The organism is Agrobacterium tumefaciens (genome assembly GCF_017726655.1).
GTDB lineage: Bacteria > Pseudomonadota > Alphaproteobacteria > Rhizobiales > Rhizobiaceae > Agrobacterium > Agrobacterium tumefaciens_B.
The window spans coordinates 1,086,826-1,101,987 of record NZ_CP072308.1 but is presented as its reverse complement, the minus strand read 5'-3'; the positions used below and the strand labels follow the sequence as shown (position 1 = coordinate 1,101,987).

Genomic DNA, 15,162 nt, shown 5'->3' with positions numbered 1-15,162 from the left:
GACGCTTATCTGACTTAGGTCGTTTCCGTCATGCCGGCCTTGAGCCGGTATCCAGCCGAAGCGCGTCTGCGCGGCGAGATTTGTCTTTTCAGCCCAAGGACTTGGGCTGGCTGGATGCCGGCTCGAGGCCGGCATGACGGAGGTGGTGGAGCGCGCCACGACTATCGAGACATCGATGTCACCCGTGACGCAGCAGCAGCCTCCGCAGCCCGTATCCCCGTCAGTATTTGTGGATTGCTCTTCGATTTCTTACATATAGGATGTTGGGGTGTTGTAGCATCGCCTTGCCCGCGGGTTGCGGGTGGTGAATGCAGGAACGCCTGGAATCTGCGTTTGGTCCTTGGGCAGGCTCGGAAGTGTCTGCGCCGCCCGACGACGGGGAGTGAGAGAATGTCTGGCTTTCAAAGGCTGAAGATCGTGCGAAAGACAGGTTTGGTTGGCAGCGTGGCGGTGCTTGCGCTGGTTGCCATCACCTTCAGTGGCAGCCCGCTGGCGGCGGCAAGCTGCCGCTCCGATGCGATGGCGGGCATAGACTGGCGTGAGTGCAACAAGCGCCTGCTGATGCTGGGCGGCAGCAATCTCGACTCCGCGATGCTCTACGGCACGGACTTTACCTATACCGATCTGCGCGGTTCATCGCTTAAAGGCACCAATCTGGAAAAGGCCAAGCTGATCCGCACATCCCTTGCCGAAGCGAACCTTCAGGGCGCCAATCTGACCAAGGTTGAAGCCTATCGCAGCGACTTTTCCGCCGCCGATGCCACCAACGCCAAATTCATCAACGCCGAGATGCAGCGTACCAAGTTCGAGAATACCAAGCTCGATGGCACGGATTTCACCAAGGCCGAACTTGGCCGCGCGGATTTCGAAGGGGCCTCACTGAACGGCTCGAAATTTTCCCTGACCAACCTCTCGCGTGCCCGTTTCGAGGGTGCGAAAGTGGGCGGGCCGGTCGATTTTACCAACGCATTCCTGCTGCTGACCCGGATCGAAGGCGTCGATCTCTCCACGGCAACGGGTCTCGAACAAAAGCAGATTGATATCGCCTGCGGTGACGCGAAGACAAAATTGCCGAGCGGGCTGACTGCGCCTGCCTCCTGGCCCTGCGCGGAAGACCCTGACGACGATTGACGCAGTCCGTCTTATCGATTGCAGTTGAACTGCGCCGGCGGTACGGATGTGATGCCCTTAGCCCGGCCGGGAGGGCATGACCTGGCAAGGGAATCGGCTGGGGCTTTAAAAGAAGCAGAAGGGTTTCTCCCGCCCTCCCAGCACCGAGCCGATCCGCCCTGATAGGTGCACGGAAAGCCTAAAAGCCCGACAAAACGATCTTGCCCTTGGCCTTGTTGCTTTCGATCAGCGCATGCGCCCTGATCAGATTTTCCGCATTGATGGTTCCGAAAACCTCGGTCAGCGTCGTCTTGATCTTGCCGGCATCGACCAGTTCGGCAACGTGGTTGAGCAGCTTGTGCTGTTCGATCATGTCGGGCGTTTCAAATACAGCGCGGGCGAACATCATTTCCCAGTGGATCGAGATGCATTTGCGCTTGAAGGCCATCACGTCGAAGCCGCCGGCCGGATCGTCGATCAGGGCAAAGCGGCCCTGCGGCGCAATGGTGGCCACGCTGTCGGCCGCGTGGATGTCGCTATGCGTCGTGGAGAAAACGAAGCCCGGCGCGCCGAGGCCCAGCGCCTCCACCTGCGGCGCTATCGGTTTGCTGTGGTCGACGACGTGATGCGCGCCTAGCTCCTTGACCCACGTGATCGTTTCCGGCCGCGATGCCGTGGCGATGACAGTGAGATCCGTCAGGGCACGCAGAAGCTGGATGGCGATAGAACCGACGCCGCCAGCACCGCCGATGACAAGAACGGCATTGGCAGCACCCGGAACCGGCTCCTTCACCCGCAGCCGGTCGAACAGCGTCTCGTAAGCGGTGATCGCTGTCAGCGGCAGGGCGGCGGCCTCCTCGAAATTGAGTGATTTCGGCTTTGTGCCGACGATGCGCTCATCGACCAGATGGAATTCGCTGTTGGAGCCGGGACGGTTGATGACACCGGCGTAAAACACTTCGTCACCCGGTTTGAACAGCGAGACCTTGTCGCCAACGGCCTTCACCACGCCGGCCGCATCGAAGCCAAGCACGCGGGTGGCGCCGTTTTCCGGCGACTGGTTGCGACGGACCTTGGTATCGACGGGGTTCACCGAAACCGCTTTCACTTCAACCAGAATATCGTGCCCTTTCGCGTCCGGCTGGGGCAGCTCGATGTCGATCAGAGCATCGCTGGCGGTGATAGGCTGGCTCGTCTTGTAACCGATGGCGCGCATGAACAGTCTCCTTTGCTTGTTTGCGTGCCTCTTACTTGATACATATGAACATCGATCGCAAGAATGCACATTTTGTGATGATACACACAAAAAGGATACTGTAGATGTCGCGACCGCGCGCCAAACTGACGGGCAATTTTCCCGGCTGCCCGGTGGAATCGGCCTTGAGTTTTCTCGATGGCAAATGGAAAGGCGTGATCCTCTATCACCTCATCAATGAGGGCACCCTGCGTTTCAACGAGCTGCGCCGCCATATTCCGAGCGTCACCCAGCGCATGCTGACCAAGCAGCTGCGCGAGCTGGAAGAGGCCGGCCTGATTTCCCGCACCGTTTTCCCCGTCGTGCCGCCGCGCGTGGATTACGCGCTCACACCGCTGGGCGAGACGATGCGGCCGGTGATTTCGGCCCTGAAAAGCTGGGGCGATGCGCACGTCGTCTGTAAAAACGGCGCGAAATACACCCAGCTTCCGCAGGTGGCGGAGAAGGCGGCCTGAAAGAAATCACGGGTAAAAGCAAGTGCCGTGGACGTCATTTTTCATGGTGCGATGCAACACGGATTTGCCCCGATTGATGCATAATGCTGCGATCTCGATTCGCAGCAGGGACATCAAAGCACATGAGCATGGGTTGGATGGAGGCCGGATTTCTCGGTCTTTTGCAAGGACTTACGGAATTTCTTCCGATTTCTTCAAGCGCGCATCTGAGGATCGCCGGGGAGTTCTTGCCCTCCGGCGCAGATCCCGGAGCCGCCTTCACCGCCATTACCCAGATCGGCACGGAAATGGCCGTGCTGGTTTATTTCTGGTCAGACATCATGCGGATCGCCGCCGCCTGGCTGCGGCAGAACCTGCGCCTCGGTCCTTATGACAAGGCTGATGCCCGGCTAGGCTGGCTGATCATCGTCGGTTCTGTACCGATCGTGTTTCTGGGGCTGTTCTTCAAGGATGCGATCGAACATTCGCTGCGCAACCTTTATATCACCGCGGTGATGCTGATCGTCTTCGGTATCGTCCTTGGCGTGGCCGACAGGATCGGGGAGAAGCGTTATAAATTGAACCAGCTGATCTGGCGCGATGGCATCCTCTTCGGATTCGCGCAGGCCATGGCACTTATCCCGGGCGTCTCGCGTTCCGGCGGCACCATCAGCGCCGGCCTGCTTCTGGGCTACACCCGCGAGGCGGCAGCCCGATATTCCTTCCTGCTTGCCGTTCCCGCCGTCTTCGGCTCCGGCTTCTACCAGCTATTCAAGAGCATCGGCGAGGACAATCCGGTCGGCTGGGGCCAGACCGGGCTTGCGACCCTCATCGCCTTCATCGTCGGTTACGCCGTGATCGTCGTGTTCCTCAAGCTGGTCTCGACCAAGAGCTACATGCCCTTCGTCTGGTACCGCGTGGTCATCGGCTTGATTTTGCTTGGGCTCTTGGGAACGGGTGTGATTAGCGCAGGTGGCTAAAGGGCTTTGCCGATTGAACGGATACTTTAGGGCCGGGTGTACCATCCGCGCTCCGTCGCCCCGGACTTGGTCCGGGGTCCAGCGCGATCAAGTCTTTGATCGCAAGAGTTCCTTCATGACGAATACGCGCCATGGCTGAATGCCGGATCAAGTCCGGCATGACGGTTGAGAGGTTATGACCTGCCTTGAAAATCCGAAGGCCCGCTCTCGCAAGCGGGCCTTTGTCGTTAGAGCAACGTACCGCTGAGGATAACCAGCGCCACCGAGAAGTAGATGACCAGCCCGCTGACATCCACCAGCGTGGCGACGAACGGGGCCGAGGCGCTGGCCGGATCGAGCCGCAGCCGCTGCAGCACGAAAGGCAGCATGGAACCGGCGAGCGAACCGAAGGTGACGATGCCCACAAGCGCCGCAAAGACAGTGGCGCCGACGAGCAGCCAGTGTTCGCCGTAATCGTAGAAACCGGCCTGCTGCCAGATCGTCAGTCGCAGGAAGCCGATGGCGCCGAGGATGCAACCGAGCGTGAGGCCGGTCGGTATTTCCCGCAGCAGCACCCGCCACCAGTCGGAAAGCTTCAGTTCACCGAGCGCCAGCGCCCGGATGATGAGCGAGGTGGCCTGCGAACCGGAGTTGCCGCCCGACGACATGATGAGCGGAATGAACAGCGTCAGCACCACGGCCTTTTCCAGCTCGCCCTCGAAATGCTGCATGGCGCTCGCCGTCAGCATTTCCCCGAGGAACAGGGCCGCAAGCCAGCCGGCGCGCTTGCGGATCATGTCCGGAAAGCCGATCGTCATATAGGGCTTGCCGAGCGCTTCCATACCGCCAAACTTGTGAGCATCTTCCGTGGTATCGGCGATCATGGTGTCGATCACGTCGTCAACGGTGACGATGCCGAGGATATGCGAGTGGTCGTCAACGACGGGGAGCGCCAGAAGGTCGTGCTTGCGGATAAGCCGGGCCACATCCTCCTGCGACATCAGGGGGCTTGCATAGGCAATGCCTTCCTTCGATGCGACGGAGAGGATGGAAGCGCCGGGCTCGCCGGTCAGCAGGCGGCGCAGCGTCACGACCGTGGAAAGCGTTCCGTCTTCAGCCAGCACATAGATGGCATAGACCGTTTCACGCGACCGCTCGACGACGCGGATGTGCGAAAGGGTCTGTTCCACCGTCCAGCTGTCGGGAACGCTGACGAATTCCGTGGTCATGATCGAGCCTGCCGTGCGCGGCGGGTAGCCCATCAGGTGCTGGATGGAGAGCGCGGTCGTGCGATCCAGCCGGGCAAAAAGCTTGGCGCGGGGCTCGTCTTCCATGTCCGCCATCACGTCGGCGACGCGGTCGTCGGACATCAGGTTTACGAAACGGGCAGCCTGTTCAAGGGGGATGCCGGCAATGATGGCGGCTGCGTCATGCAGCTCCGGCCGGTCGAGAATGGCGACGGCCTTTGCCTGCGGCATGGCAAGCAGTGCTGCTACGGCTGCATCGGTATCAAGCGTGTTGAGGTGCTCGACACGTTCTGCAATGGTGGTGGAACCGGCATTTCCGCTGCGGAGAAGACGTGCGGCCTTGCTGGCTCTCTGGGAGAGAGTGTGGAAGTTCATGATTGCTCACCTTTCCGTCGATTCGCCGATTACGGCGAACGCGGTGGTGAGCCGACAGGGGTCGGATCAGTTCCCGTTCGCCGCTTTCGGCAAAGGCAATCGACTACTACTGTCGCTAGACATCCAATGATGCTCCGTTAAAATCCGCACGGTTCCGGCTTGCGGTCTGTGCGTAACGCCGTGTTGCGCCTGAAACGAAAAAGAGTCAAGCGAGCCGATTGTGAAATTTCCGTAAGGTTTCGAGCGGGCGTCGGAAAGGGGATTTCGACCGGTGAAGAACCGGCCTTCAGCCGGCTTTCGCGCGTCGTTCGACGGTGACCGAAACAAGGAAAACGCCAAGCCCGAGAAGGGAGAGGACCGCACCGACATAACCGGTCGAGGCGTAACCGAAACCCATGGCGATGACGAGGCCGCCGAGCCAGGCGCCGAGCGCATTGGCAATGTTGAAGGCGGAATGGTTGGAAGCGGCAGCCAGTGTCTGCGCATCCTGCGCAACATCCATCAGTCGCGTCTGCACGGCCGGGCAGGCGGCAAAACCACAGCCGATCAGGAAGACGCAGAGGCAGAGCATGAATGGATTATCCGCCGTCATGCCGAACACGGTCATGACGAGCACGTTGAAGGCCAGCATGCCGCCGATCGTGCCATTGAGCGAGATATCGGCCAGCCGCGAGCCGACCACATTGCCGACATTCATGCCGATGCCGAACAGCGCCAGCACCATGGAGACGGTGGACACCGGCATCATCGCGACGTCGGTGGTGGTCTTGGCGATATAGCTGAAGACCGAGAACATGCCGCCGAACCCGACGGCAGCGATGGCGAGTGTCAGCCACACCTGAACGCGACGGAAAGCGCCGAGTTCGCGCCAGACGCTTGCGCCTTCCTCCACTTTGTCGCGCGGCTGGAACAGCCAGAGAAGGGCGACTGTCAGCAGCCCGATGCCGCCGACCAGCATGAAGGCTGCGCGCCAGGACAGGAGCTGGCCAAAGAAGGTTGCAAGCGGGGTGCCCAGCAGCGTGGCAATGGTCAGCCCAAGCATGACGCGGCCAACGGCACGGGCGCGTTTGTGGATCGGCGCCATGGAGGCTGCCACCAGCGCCGCAACGCCGAAATAAGCGCCGTGTGGCAGGCCGGTGATGAAGCGCAGTACGGTGAAGCTCAGGAAATCCGGTGCGACGGCGCTGAGAATATTGCCCGCCGCAAACAGCCCCATCAGACCCAGCAGCAATGCCCGACGCGTCATGCGGGCGGCCAGAACCGCAATGATGGGCGCGCCGATGACGACGCCCAGCGCATAGGCGGTGATAACGTAACCCGCCTGCGGCACCGTCACGCCATAGGTGGTGGCGACGTCAGGAAGTAAGCCCATGATGGCGAATTCGCCGGTGCCGATGCCGAAACCGCCGGCGGCAAGTGCCAGTTCGATGAGCGCGATGGCGAGAGGCGAAAGCGCGACAGCCGGCTCGGTCGGGTAAACGGCTTCGGTTTCCGCGCCAGGGCGGGCTTCGGACATTGTCGACTGGCTCATGCTGACCTGAGATGGGAGGACCCAACAGAAAAAAGGGCAAGACCGCATGGGAACGGTCTGCCCTGACTGGAGATGTGCGGTCATGAAAATGACCTTAAGTGACCCCTAACATGAAATGATGCGTTGCGGTAGAGCGATTCTCGGCAAAAGAACATCTTCACGCGATGGTGTTTGGAACCCTATATGATGAGAGACATTTACGCGCGGCTGCATTCCTCAATCGGATTGGAAACATGAAGCTCATTGCAATTTTCAATCGTGACGGCGGCACCTTTCGAACCACTGACATGGATGCCTATTGCAACGACGCGCGCGAGGTCTTCACCCGCGCCGGCCACGAGATCGATTGCCGGCTGGTTTCCGGAAAGGATATCGTCGAGGAGATGGAGCGCGCTGCCGAGGAGCCGGGCATAGAGGGCATCATTGCCGGCGGTGGCGACGGCACGATTTCCGCCGCCGCGGCCATCGCCTGGAAAAACGGCATCGCGCTGGGCATCGTGCCCGCCGGCACCATGAACCTCTTCGCCCGCTCGCTGAAGCTGCCGCTCGACATTCGCCAGGTGCTGGACACGCTGGCGCATGGCGAAATTGCCAATGTCGACATCGCCAGCGCCAATGGCCGGCTCTTCGTCCACCAGTTTTCAGCGGGCCTGCACTCACGCATGGTGCGGTATCGCAACAACCTCGCCTTCGCCTCCCGTCTCGGCAAGATCAAGGCAAGCATCCGTGCGGCCGTCAACGTCATCCTCAATCCACCCGTCTTTGAGGTGCAATATACGGTGAACGGCGAAACGCAGCATCGCAAGGTCTCGGCTATTTCGGTTTCCAACAACGAGTTCGGTCAGAATTCGCTCTTGGTGGCGGATAATGTCTCTGGCGGTCACCTCGGTTTCTATCTCACCGACCCGCTTCGCCCCTCCGGCGTTGCAAAACTCGCCTTCGATATCCTGCGCGGCAAGCTCAAGGATAACGCAGCGGTGACCGCCATGACCGTGACGGACGTGGAGCTTCATTTCCCTAAAAAACGCCACGACGTGCGTTGCGTGATCGATGGCGAATTATTGCCGATGGAACGGGATGTGGCGCTGGAGGTCCATGCGGGTGAGCTGAAGGTGCTGGTGGGACGGGCGTTTTTCGCATAACGCAACCGCCTGTGAATTGGGCGATCACCGCATGTTTCTTCGCCCCGCCGGGGAGAAGAAGTTCGCCGCAACGTCCAGCCAGGCAACTTGCCCCCTAAAAACCTCCGGCCTTGCCAAATCGGAGCCGCCCGGCCATGTTCGGCGGGCGTGACGGCGCAAGCGCCGTTGCCTTTATGGGAGTGCGATCTGTCATGAATGAAATCTCCACGTCTCTCTCCAACCTCGCCGCCATCGATGCCGCCCATCATCTTCATCCCTTCTCCGACATGGGCAAGCTGAATGCGGCCGGCACACGCATCATCGAGCGGGCCGAAGGGGTCTTCATCTATGACAGCACCGGCAAGAAATATCTCGACGCTTTTGCCGGCCTGTGGTGTGTGAATATCGGTTACGGACGCCGCGAAATCGCCGATGTCGTGCAGCGGCAGATGAACGAGCTGCCCTATTACAACGCCTTTTTCGGCACCACCACGCAGCCCGCGACCCTTCTGGCCCAAAAAATCGCCTCTCGCGCCGGGCCGGGCATGAACCATGTGTTCTTTACCAACTCCGGTTCGGAAGCCACCGACACCTGGTTCCGCATGGCGCGGGTCTACTGGAAGGCGCTTGGCCATCCCGCGAAAACGAAGGTTATCGCAAGACGCAACGGCTATCACGGCTCGACGGTGGCGGGCGCGTCTCTCGGCGGCATGACATGGATGCATGAGCAGGGCAACCTGCCGATCGAAGGCATTGCCCATATCGGCCAGCCCTACTGGTATGCCGAGGGTGGGGATCTCTCCCCGGCCGAATTCGGCCTGAAGGTCGCGCGCGAACTGAACGCAAAAATCGATGAGCTGGGCGAGGAGAATGTTGCGGCTTTTGTGGCTGAGCCCATTCAGGGTGCCGGCGGTGTGATCGTGCCGCCGGAGACCTACTGGCCTGAAATCGCCCGCATCTGCAAGGCACGCAACATCCTCCTCGTCTCCGACGAGGTGATATGCGGCTTCGGGCGTCTCGGCTCATGGTTCGGTTATCAGCATTTTGGCGTCGAGCCGGATCTCGCTCCGGTCGCCAAGGGCCTGTCATCAGGTTATCTGCCGATCGGGGGCGTGATCGTGTCGGACCGGGTAGCGCAGGTGATGTTATCAGAGGTCGGTGACTTCAACCACGGCTTCACCTATTCCGGCCATCCCGTCTGCGCCGCCGCGGCGCTCGAAAATCTCCGCATCATCGAGGCTGAGGGACTGGTGGAGCGGGTGCGTGACGATATCGGCCCCTATTTCTCGCAGGGCTGGAAAAGCCTTGAAGACCACGAAGTGGTGGGCGAGGCTGTCAACGTCGGCCTGATGGGCGGCTTGCAGCTAACGACCAACAAGACGACGCGCACGCGTTTCGCCAAGCCGGACGATATTGGAACCGCCGTGCGCAATCATTGTCTGGCAAACGGCCTCGTCATGCGCGCGACCGGTGACCGCATGCTGGCCTCGCCAGCGCTGACGATCAGCCGTTCAGAAGTCGATCAAATCATCGAGACGCTGCGCAAGGCGCTCGACCATCTGCGCGATACGCGAGAGCATTTCTAGGAAAAATGGGCAACGGTTTTCCGTTAAAGAATGCGAAAAACGAATCCAAGGGAGGACTAAAATGGCAGGACAGGAACATCATTACACCGTCCAGTTGAAGTGGACCGGCAATCGTGGCAAGGGCACGTCCGGCTACCGCGATTATGAACGCGACTACACCATTTCCGCGTCGGGAAAAGCCGATATTGCGGGCTCCTCCGACCCGGCCTTCCGCGGGGATGCCGCCCGCTGGAACCCCGAAGACCTGCTCGTCGCCTCGCTCTCGGCCTGCCACAAGCTCTGGTACCTGCATTTCTGCTCTGTCAACGGCATCATCGTTGAAGACTATGTCGACAATGCCGAAGGCACGCTGATCATGGAAAAGGATGGCGCCGGGCAGTTCAGCGAAGTGGTGCTGAAACCGGTCATCACCATTTCGAAGGGCGATCCCGCCCGGGCGGATGAGTTGCACCATGATGCGCATGACAAATGCTTCATCGCGCGCTCTGTGAATTTCCCGGTGCGGGTGGAGGGCAGGGTGAAGGTGGTTTGAGGCTCAGGCCAGCTGCAGACCGAGATGATCGGCCATCGGCTGAAAGTCTCGGTCGTTTTGCAGCAATTTATGTCCGTGCTCGATACAATAGGTGCCGATGATGAGGTCAGCCGTTTTACGCACGGTTTTCCCAAGGCCGCGAAGTTTTCGGTAATTGGCCGCAGCTTTAACGGCAAGTTCGGGTGTCAGCATCGGCACGAATCCGAAGCGCTTCAGCCGACTATGTATAGCCGCCGCCAGCTTGTCATTCCGCTCTCCCTGCAAGATTTCGAGAAGAATAATGTCGCCGATGATTACGTCGGTAAGATCGCCCATATCGTCGAGCGTTGCGACTTGAGGCGTGGATTTATTCTGAAACCAGTCGATCCAGACCGATGTATCGACAACGATCATTCTGCGACATCTTGCGATTTGATATCTTCTGCGCTCCAGCCATTGCGCACGTCTTCCAGATCGCCACTCCAGCCGATGCCTCTCAGTTCCTGCAACGCTTTACGCCGCCCGAGATTTTCCACAAGATCGCGCAGAGCCTTCTCAACCGTCGCCTTTTTCGTCGAAAGACCTGTGATTTCCATCGCCTCGGCGATCAAGGCGTCATCAAGTTCGATGTTGGTACGCATGTTGAAACCTTTGGTGTATCGTTTTTCGAAACAATACACCAAAGGCGCTGCGTTCGATACAGATTTTACTGGAACGCCGTTTCGTAAAAGCTTCTGAGCTTCCGCGAATGCAGCGTTTCCGTCGGCATGGCGGCGAGCTTTTGCACGGCGCGGATGCCGATCTGGAGATGCTGGGCGACCTGCGTGCGGTAAAATTCCGTCGCCATGCCGGGCAGCTTCAATTCGCCATGCAGCGGCTTGTCGGAGACGCAGAGCAGGGTGCCGTAGGGCACGCGGAAGCGGAAGCCGTTGGCGGCGATCGTGGCGGATTCCATATCGAGCGCAATGGCGCGCGACTGCGACAGGCGCTTGACCGGGCCTGCCTGATCGCGAAGCTCCCAGTTGCGGTTGTCGATGGTGGCGACGGTGCCGGTGCGCATGATGCGCTTCAGCTCGAAACCCTCGTAACCCGTCACTTCCGCGACGGCGCCTTCCAGCGCCAGCTGCACTTCGGCGAGAGCCGGGATGGGCACCCAGACCGGCAGGTCGTCGTCCAGTACGTGATCCTCGCGCACATAGGCATGCGCCAGTACATAATCGCCCAACCGCTGGCTGTTGCGAAGGCCGGCGCAATGACCGACCATCAGCCAGGCATGCGGACGCAGCACGGCGATGTGGTCGGTGATCGTCTTGGCGTTGGAGGGGCCGACCCCGATATTGACGAGCGTAATGCCGGCATGGCCCTTTTTCTTTAGGTGATAGGCGGGCATCTGCGGCAGGCGGGCGAGCACCGCACCCGTCTCCGGCTTGTCGGAACCTGCATGGGTAATGATGTTGCCCGGCTCCACAAAGGCGGTGTAACCCTCGCCACCGTTCTTCATCATCTGCCGGGCCCAGGCGGCGAATTCGTCGATATAGAACTGGTAGTTGGTGAACAGCACGAAGTTCTGGAAATGGCTGGCGCTGGTGGCCGTATAATGGCTGAGGCGGGCGAGTGAATAATCGATGCGCTGCGCGGTGAAGGGCGCGAGCGGCGCGGGTTCGCCCGGCACCTGATCATACTCGCCATTGGCAATGAGATCGTCGGTATTGTTGAGGTCGGGCGTATCGAAGAGATCGCGCAGCGGCACATCCGACAACGACGATGCCGCCGCCGCCTCGACATAGGCGCCTTCGCCAAACGCGAAATGCAACGGAATGGGCGTGGCCGATTCCGACACCGTGACCGGAACGCCGTGGTTCTTGATCAAAAGCCCCAGCTGCTCCTTGAGATAGTGGCGGAACAGTTCCGGTCGGGTGACGGTCGTCGTGTAGACGCCCGGCGCTGTCACGTGACCGTAGGACAGGCGAGAATCGACATGCCCAAATGTCGCGGTTTCGATGCTGACTTGTGGATAGCAGGCGCGATATCGGCCGGTGATCGGCGCACCCTTGGCAAGCGCCGTGAATGAATCGATCAGAAACTTCGTATTGCGCTCATAAAGCGCTGCCAAAGCAGCGACGGCCTCTTTCGGGTCCGTGAATGTCTGCGGCGCGAAAGGCTCGGGGCTGATGAAGGTGAGGGGCGGAATCGTGGGTTTTTCTATTGTCATGGCCCATTATAGGAGGCCATTTTCGACAGGCAAGCGACAGAAATACGAAGAAACCGAAAAGAAACGGAATATGCTGGCGGTGCAGGCGCCGGCGGAAAATTCAGCCGAGCGCGCCGCGCTGCAGGCTCATCAGCAGAACGAAACCGGCGCCTTTTGAAGCGGGACGGGGATCGGCCTTGTAAGCGGCAAGTCCAGCCACGGGACCCAGAAAGAGCGAGGCCACCAGCGCCAGTCTCAGCGCGGAAAAAAGGCCGTTGGAAAAGTTCTTTGTCATTGGCCGTTCCTCACAGGACGACGGGGCAATTTGCCCCCTGAACCGGGTTGTGCTGGCAAGCAATGGCGGCACCGGCATTGACCCGCTGGAAACTGCGGTTCGGATTGACGACGAGCGAGGCGAAGGACATGGCGAAGATCGCCATGAGAAACGCAAAGATTGCCAGTCGGCTGATAAGCTTTGTCATGTCCATTCCCCTTCATTCGAGTTCATGGACAAAGTTTTGCCATATCGGGACTGAACGAACCCTGAGGCCGCGGTTCATATGGGGTTCAGGGATGTTAACGGCCGATGGCTGGACAAATTGGTGCCATAATCGAGCGCTGAGCGCGGGAAGCTGCGTCTCTCAGCCCGGAAAAACCAGCGCGGCAAGATGAGCCACGAGGGTCTCGATGCCCTGAGGTTTGCTGACATCGAAAACCGGTACATGATGGTCCAGCGCCGAGGAAAGCATTTCGGTGTTTTCCCTGAGCGATCGCTCCATGAACGCTTTCATGATCTGCCGGTCTCTGGGAGCGGCCTCATCGTATCGCGCCTCAGCACGCATCCGCTGAAGGAGAAAGTCATTGCCGGCATGAAGGAAAACGCCGGTAACCGGGGCCCCGAGCAGGGGCGCGATGAACTCAGGGCGAAGTGCCGCACCTTCGAGGATCGTCGGTGTGCCCGCGTCTAACCTGCTGTCGATCAACGTGCGAATCCTCGGCCAGATGTTCTGGTGATGAACCTTGAGAAACCAGTGGATCGAGTCTGCCGATAGCTGACGGTAAAACTCGTCAACCGCGCTCGGAATGCCGGGCCACGGTCTCCCCGGATGGCGCGCCAGGCTGTCCGTGGAGATTGCCTCCCAACCCAGCCTCTCGCTCAATTGTCCGGCGAGCGTGCTTTTCCCGACATGGGAAGTGCCGGCGATCAGAATGGTCGAAAGTGCAGGGGGCATGCGTCGCTCTCATTGGTGGGGGGCGCCACTATGAAAGAGCACATATATGGCTTCGATGCGGCCGAATGCGGGGGCCTGGGGATCGTTCACCGCATGTCGCCGGCGGGTGACGCGGTCCGCGGCGGGAGGACATGAGCCCGCCCGCCGCCGTGTTATTACAGCCGCGTCCAAGTCTGCGATTTGCAAAGAACCTTCAGCACGCAGCCCTTCATGCTCAGCGAGCTGCCGGAAACGGTGGCGGAGCCGCTATAAGTCTTGTCGTTGGCGGGATCGGTGATTTCACCCGAATAGCTGTTCCCCTTGCCGGAAAGCTTGCCGATCTGCTTGCCGGCATGTTTGCCGGTCTTCACCGTCACGCAAAAGGCGCTGCCGCATGGCCCTATCGCCGCCGTCTCACCGCTGGCCGTTTTCCAGTTTCCTTCGATGGCTTCTGCAGCCGAGGCAAGATTGCTTCCCATCAGCAGGGTAGCGGCAATGATCATCACACGCTTCATAAAGACTCCTCCCGTCACGTCGCGCTGTTCCTTGCCCGCCTCATCCTCCGCGGGCTGGGCGGATAGTATTTGACGTTCACGTAAAAGGAAACAGGAATCTGTCGCTTCGTCCCGGCGTTCGCAGCGGTTTTCGGCAAATGGAAGAGGGCAATTGGATTTCGTTGTTTTGATCGTGGTGAAGAAAAGGTTTAAATCCAATCGTAAATCTTTCGTAAAAATCGCCTCAAAGTCCTTAATTTCCGCAGCCTGTGATATTTAACAAAACCCCAATTTTACCAATCGTTTGCAGTTTGTTTGCGGCCCATTAATCATGCCTTTTAAGCGGCCGTTGAAGGGCTGGTGGCATAGTGAACTCATCAAAAGCGCAGGGAAAACCTGCCGGCCGCAACGACCGGAAAACCGCAAAAGACGGAAGGTCGAAACGGCAGCCTCAACAAGAAGGCATTTGGCGAAACAGGCGAGAAGACAGGGACTAAAACAATGGCACGCTTTGACATCAGCGATATCGAAATGGCTGCCGGTGGCGAAACCCGCGCCGACACTCTTTGCAATCTTGGCCTGGTCTATGCGACCGGCCGAGGCTGCAAGGTCGATCTGGTCGCAGCACATAAGTGGCTCAACATCGCCGCGATCCGCGGATCGGAAAGAGCCGCTTCCCTGCGTGCGGACCTTGCCCGCAACATGACGAAAGCGGAACTGGCCGAAGCGCTGCGCGCCGCCCGCGACTGGATGACGATGCACTGACTTATCCCTGACACGATTTTCAGATTTCCGGCCGGGTTCCCTCCAGTCCCTGCGGCCGGTGCAAACGAAAGTAAACCCGAAGGGGAACGCGGCGAGGGCTTTGAAAAGAGGCTTTTGCGCTGACACATCAAACCGCGACCGGCAGGAACAAGGCCGGCGCGGTTTTCTTATGTCCGGCTGTGTCCGATGCCGAAAAATGATTCGCGGGCAGGGATTTGCGGGAGGATGTTGAATCGCATTCGCATCCCCCTGTGATGAGGATAAAACCGCTACGGCAGGCATGACGGGTGCGGTTTTCGAATCGCTTCCTTTTTCCCTCATGCCGGACCTGATCCGGCCTCCAGCCACGCCGCGTCTGCGGCGTAAAAGGGT

At 59.7% G+C, this 15,162-nt stretch carries 17 protein-coding genes; 7 read left to right on the top strand and 10 right to left on the bottom strand.

Annotated elements, in window-relative coordinates:
* The first annotated feature begins 390 nt into the window (after nt 1-390).
* Nucleotides 391-1,131, top strand: coding sequence for a pentapeptide repeat-containing protein (locus tag AT6N2_RS05530; protein WP_209089122.1), 741 nt, complete (start codon nt 391-393; stop codon nt 1,129-1,131).
* A 178-nt stretch (nt 1,132-1,309) separates the two neighbouring features.
* Here the strand turns inward: AT6N2_RS05530 and AT6N2_RS05525 are convergent, their stop codons facing one another.
* The gene (locus AT6N2_RS05525) at nt 1,310-2,326 is read right to left on the bottom strand and encodes a zinc-binding alcohol dehydrogenase family protein (RefSeq protein WP_209089119.1); all 1,017 of its coding nucleotides are present in this window, start codon (nt 2,324-2,326) and stop codon (nt 1,310-1,312) included.
* A 104-nt stretch (nt 2,327-2,430) separates the two neighbouring features.
* Here AT6N2_RS05525 and AT6N2_RS05520 point away from each other — a divergent pair, with 104 nt between their 5' ends.
* Both AT6N2_RS05520 and AT6N2_RS05515 read left to right on the top strand, forming a co-directional pair.
* Nucleotides 2,431-2,820, top strand: coding sequence for a winged helix-turn-helix transcriptional regulator (locus AT6N2_RS05520; RefSeq protein ID WP_004440851.1), 390 nt, complete (start codon nt 2,431-2,433; stop codon nt 2,818-2,820).
* A 122-nt stretch (nt 2,821-2,942) separates the two neighbouring features.
* On the top strand, nt 2,943-3,779 hold the full coding sequence (locus tag AT6N2_RS05515; protein ID WP_209089117.1) for an undecaprenyl-diphosphate phosphatase: 837 nt from the start codon (nt 2,943-2,945) through the stop codon (nt 3,777-3,779).
* Between the two features lie 227 nt (nt 3,780-4,006).
* Here the strand turns inward: AT6N2_RS05515 and mgtE are convergent, their stop codons facing one another.
* Both mgtE and AT6N2_RS05505 read right to left on the bottom strand, forming a co-directional pair.
* Nucleotides 4,007-5,380: a magnesium transporter gene (gene mgtE / locus AT6N2_RS05510; protein ID WP_209089114.1), complete on the bottom strand. Its 1,374-nt coding sequence runs from the start codon at nt 5,378-5,380 to the stop codon at nt 4,007-4,009.
* A gap of 286 nt (nt 5,381-5,666) precedes the next feature.
* On the bottom strand, nt 5,667-6,911 hold the full coding sequence (locus tag AT6N2_RS05505; RefSeq protein ID WP_209089112.1) for an MFS transporter: 1,245 nt from the start codon (nt 6,909-6,911) through the stop codon (nt 5,667-5,669).
* A gap of 233 nt (nt 6,912-7,144) precedes the next feature.
* Here AT6N2_RS05505 and AT6N2_RS05500 point away from each other — a divergent pair, with 233 nt between their 5' ends.
* The 3 genes from AT6N2_RS05500 (at nt 7,145) to AT6N2_RS05490 (ending at nt 10,150) form a co-directional block, all read left to right on the top strand.
* Nucleotides 7,145-8,053, top strand: coding sequence for a diacylglycerol/lipid kinase family protein (locus tag AT6N2_RS05500; RefSeq protein WP_144575135.1), 909 nt, complete (start codon nt 7,145-7,147; stop codon nt 8,051-8,053).
* A gap of 191 nt (nt 8,054-8,244) precedes the next feature.
* Nucleotides 8,245-9,618: an aspartate aminotransferase family protein gene (locus AT6N2_RS05495; protein WP_209089109.1), complete on the top strand. Its 1,374-nt coding sequence runs from the start codon at nt 8,245-8,247 to the stop codon at nt 9,616-9,618.
* Between the two features lie 61 nt (nt 9,619-9,679).
* Complete coding sequence (locus AT6N2_RS05490) at nt 9,680-10,150, top strand: OsmC family protein (RefSeq protein ID WP_209089107.1); 471 nt, start codon at nt 9,680-9,682, stop codon at nt 10,148-10,150.
* A gap of 3 nt (nt 10,151-10,153) precedes the next feature.
* On the opposite strand, the gene vapC is transcribed toward AT6N2_RS05490, so the two are convergent.
* The 7 genes from vapC to AT6N2_RS05455 form a co-directional block, all read right to left on the bottom strand.
* The gene (gene vapC / locus AT6N2_RS05485; protein WP_209089104.1) at nt 10,154-10,543 is read right to left on the bottom strand and encodes a type II toxin-antitoxin system VapC family toxin; all 390 of its coding nucleotides are present in this window, start codon (nt 10,541-10,543) and stop codon (nt 10,154-10,156) included.
* Nucleotides 10,540-10,770 (bottom strand): type II toxin-antitoxin system VapB family antitoxin, encoded by a 231-nt coding sequence (locus AT6N2_RS05480; protein ID WP_209089101.1) that lies wholly within the window; start codon nt 10,768-10,770, stop codon nt 10,540-10,542. Before AT6N2_RS05480 ends, vapC begins: the two co-directional genes overlap by 4 nt.
* Before the next feature lie 65 nt (nt 10,771-10,835).
* Nucleotides 10,836-12,341 carry an AMP nucleosidase gene (gene amn / locus AT6N2_RS05475; protein ID WP_209089099.1) on the bottom strand — a complete coding sequence of 502 codons (1,506 nt, stop codon included), beginning with the start codon at nt 12,339-12,341 and terminating at the stop codon, nt 10,836-10,838.
* Between the two features lie 100 nt (nt 12,342-12,441).
* Entirely contained in the window at nt 12,442-12,615 is a 174-nt protein-coding gene (locus tag AT6N2_RS05470) for a hypothetical protein (RefSeq protein WP_172801649.1), read from the bottom strand.
* Nucleotides 12,616-12,625: 10 nt separating this feature from the next.
* Entirely contained in the window at nt 12,626-12,808 is a 183-nt protein-coding gene (locus tag AT6N2_RS05465) for a hypothetical protein (RefSeq protein WP_209089096.1), read from the bottom strand.
* A 153-nt stretch (nt 12,809-12,961) separates the two neighbouring features.
* The gene (locus AT6N2_RS05460) at nt 12,962-13,552 is read right to left on the bottom strand and encodes an AAA family ATPase (protein ID WP_209089093.1); all 591 of its coding nucleotides are present in this window, start codon (nt 13,550-13,552) and stop codon (nt 12,962-12,964) included.
* Between the two features lie 155 nt (nt 13,553-13,707).
* Nucleotides 13,708-14,046 carry a DUF2147 domain-containing protein gene (locus AT6N2_RS05455; protein WP_209089089.1) on the bottom strand — a complete coding sequence of 113 codons (339 nt, stop codon included), beginning with the start codon at nt 14,044-14,046 and terminating at the stop codon, nt 13,708-13,710.
* Between the two features lie 480 nt (nt 14,047-14,526).
* Between AT6N2_RS05455 and AT6N2_RS05450 the strand changes: the two genes are divergently transcribed.
* Nucleotides 14,527-14,790, top strand: a complete 264-nt coding sequence (locus tag AT6N2_RS05450) for a sel1 repeat family protein (protein WP_063951004.1) — start codon at nt 14,527-14,529, stop codon at nt 14,788-14,790.
* The last annotated feature ends 372 nt before the right edge of the window (nt 14,791-15,162 follow it).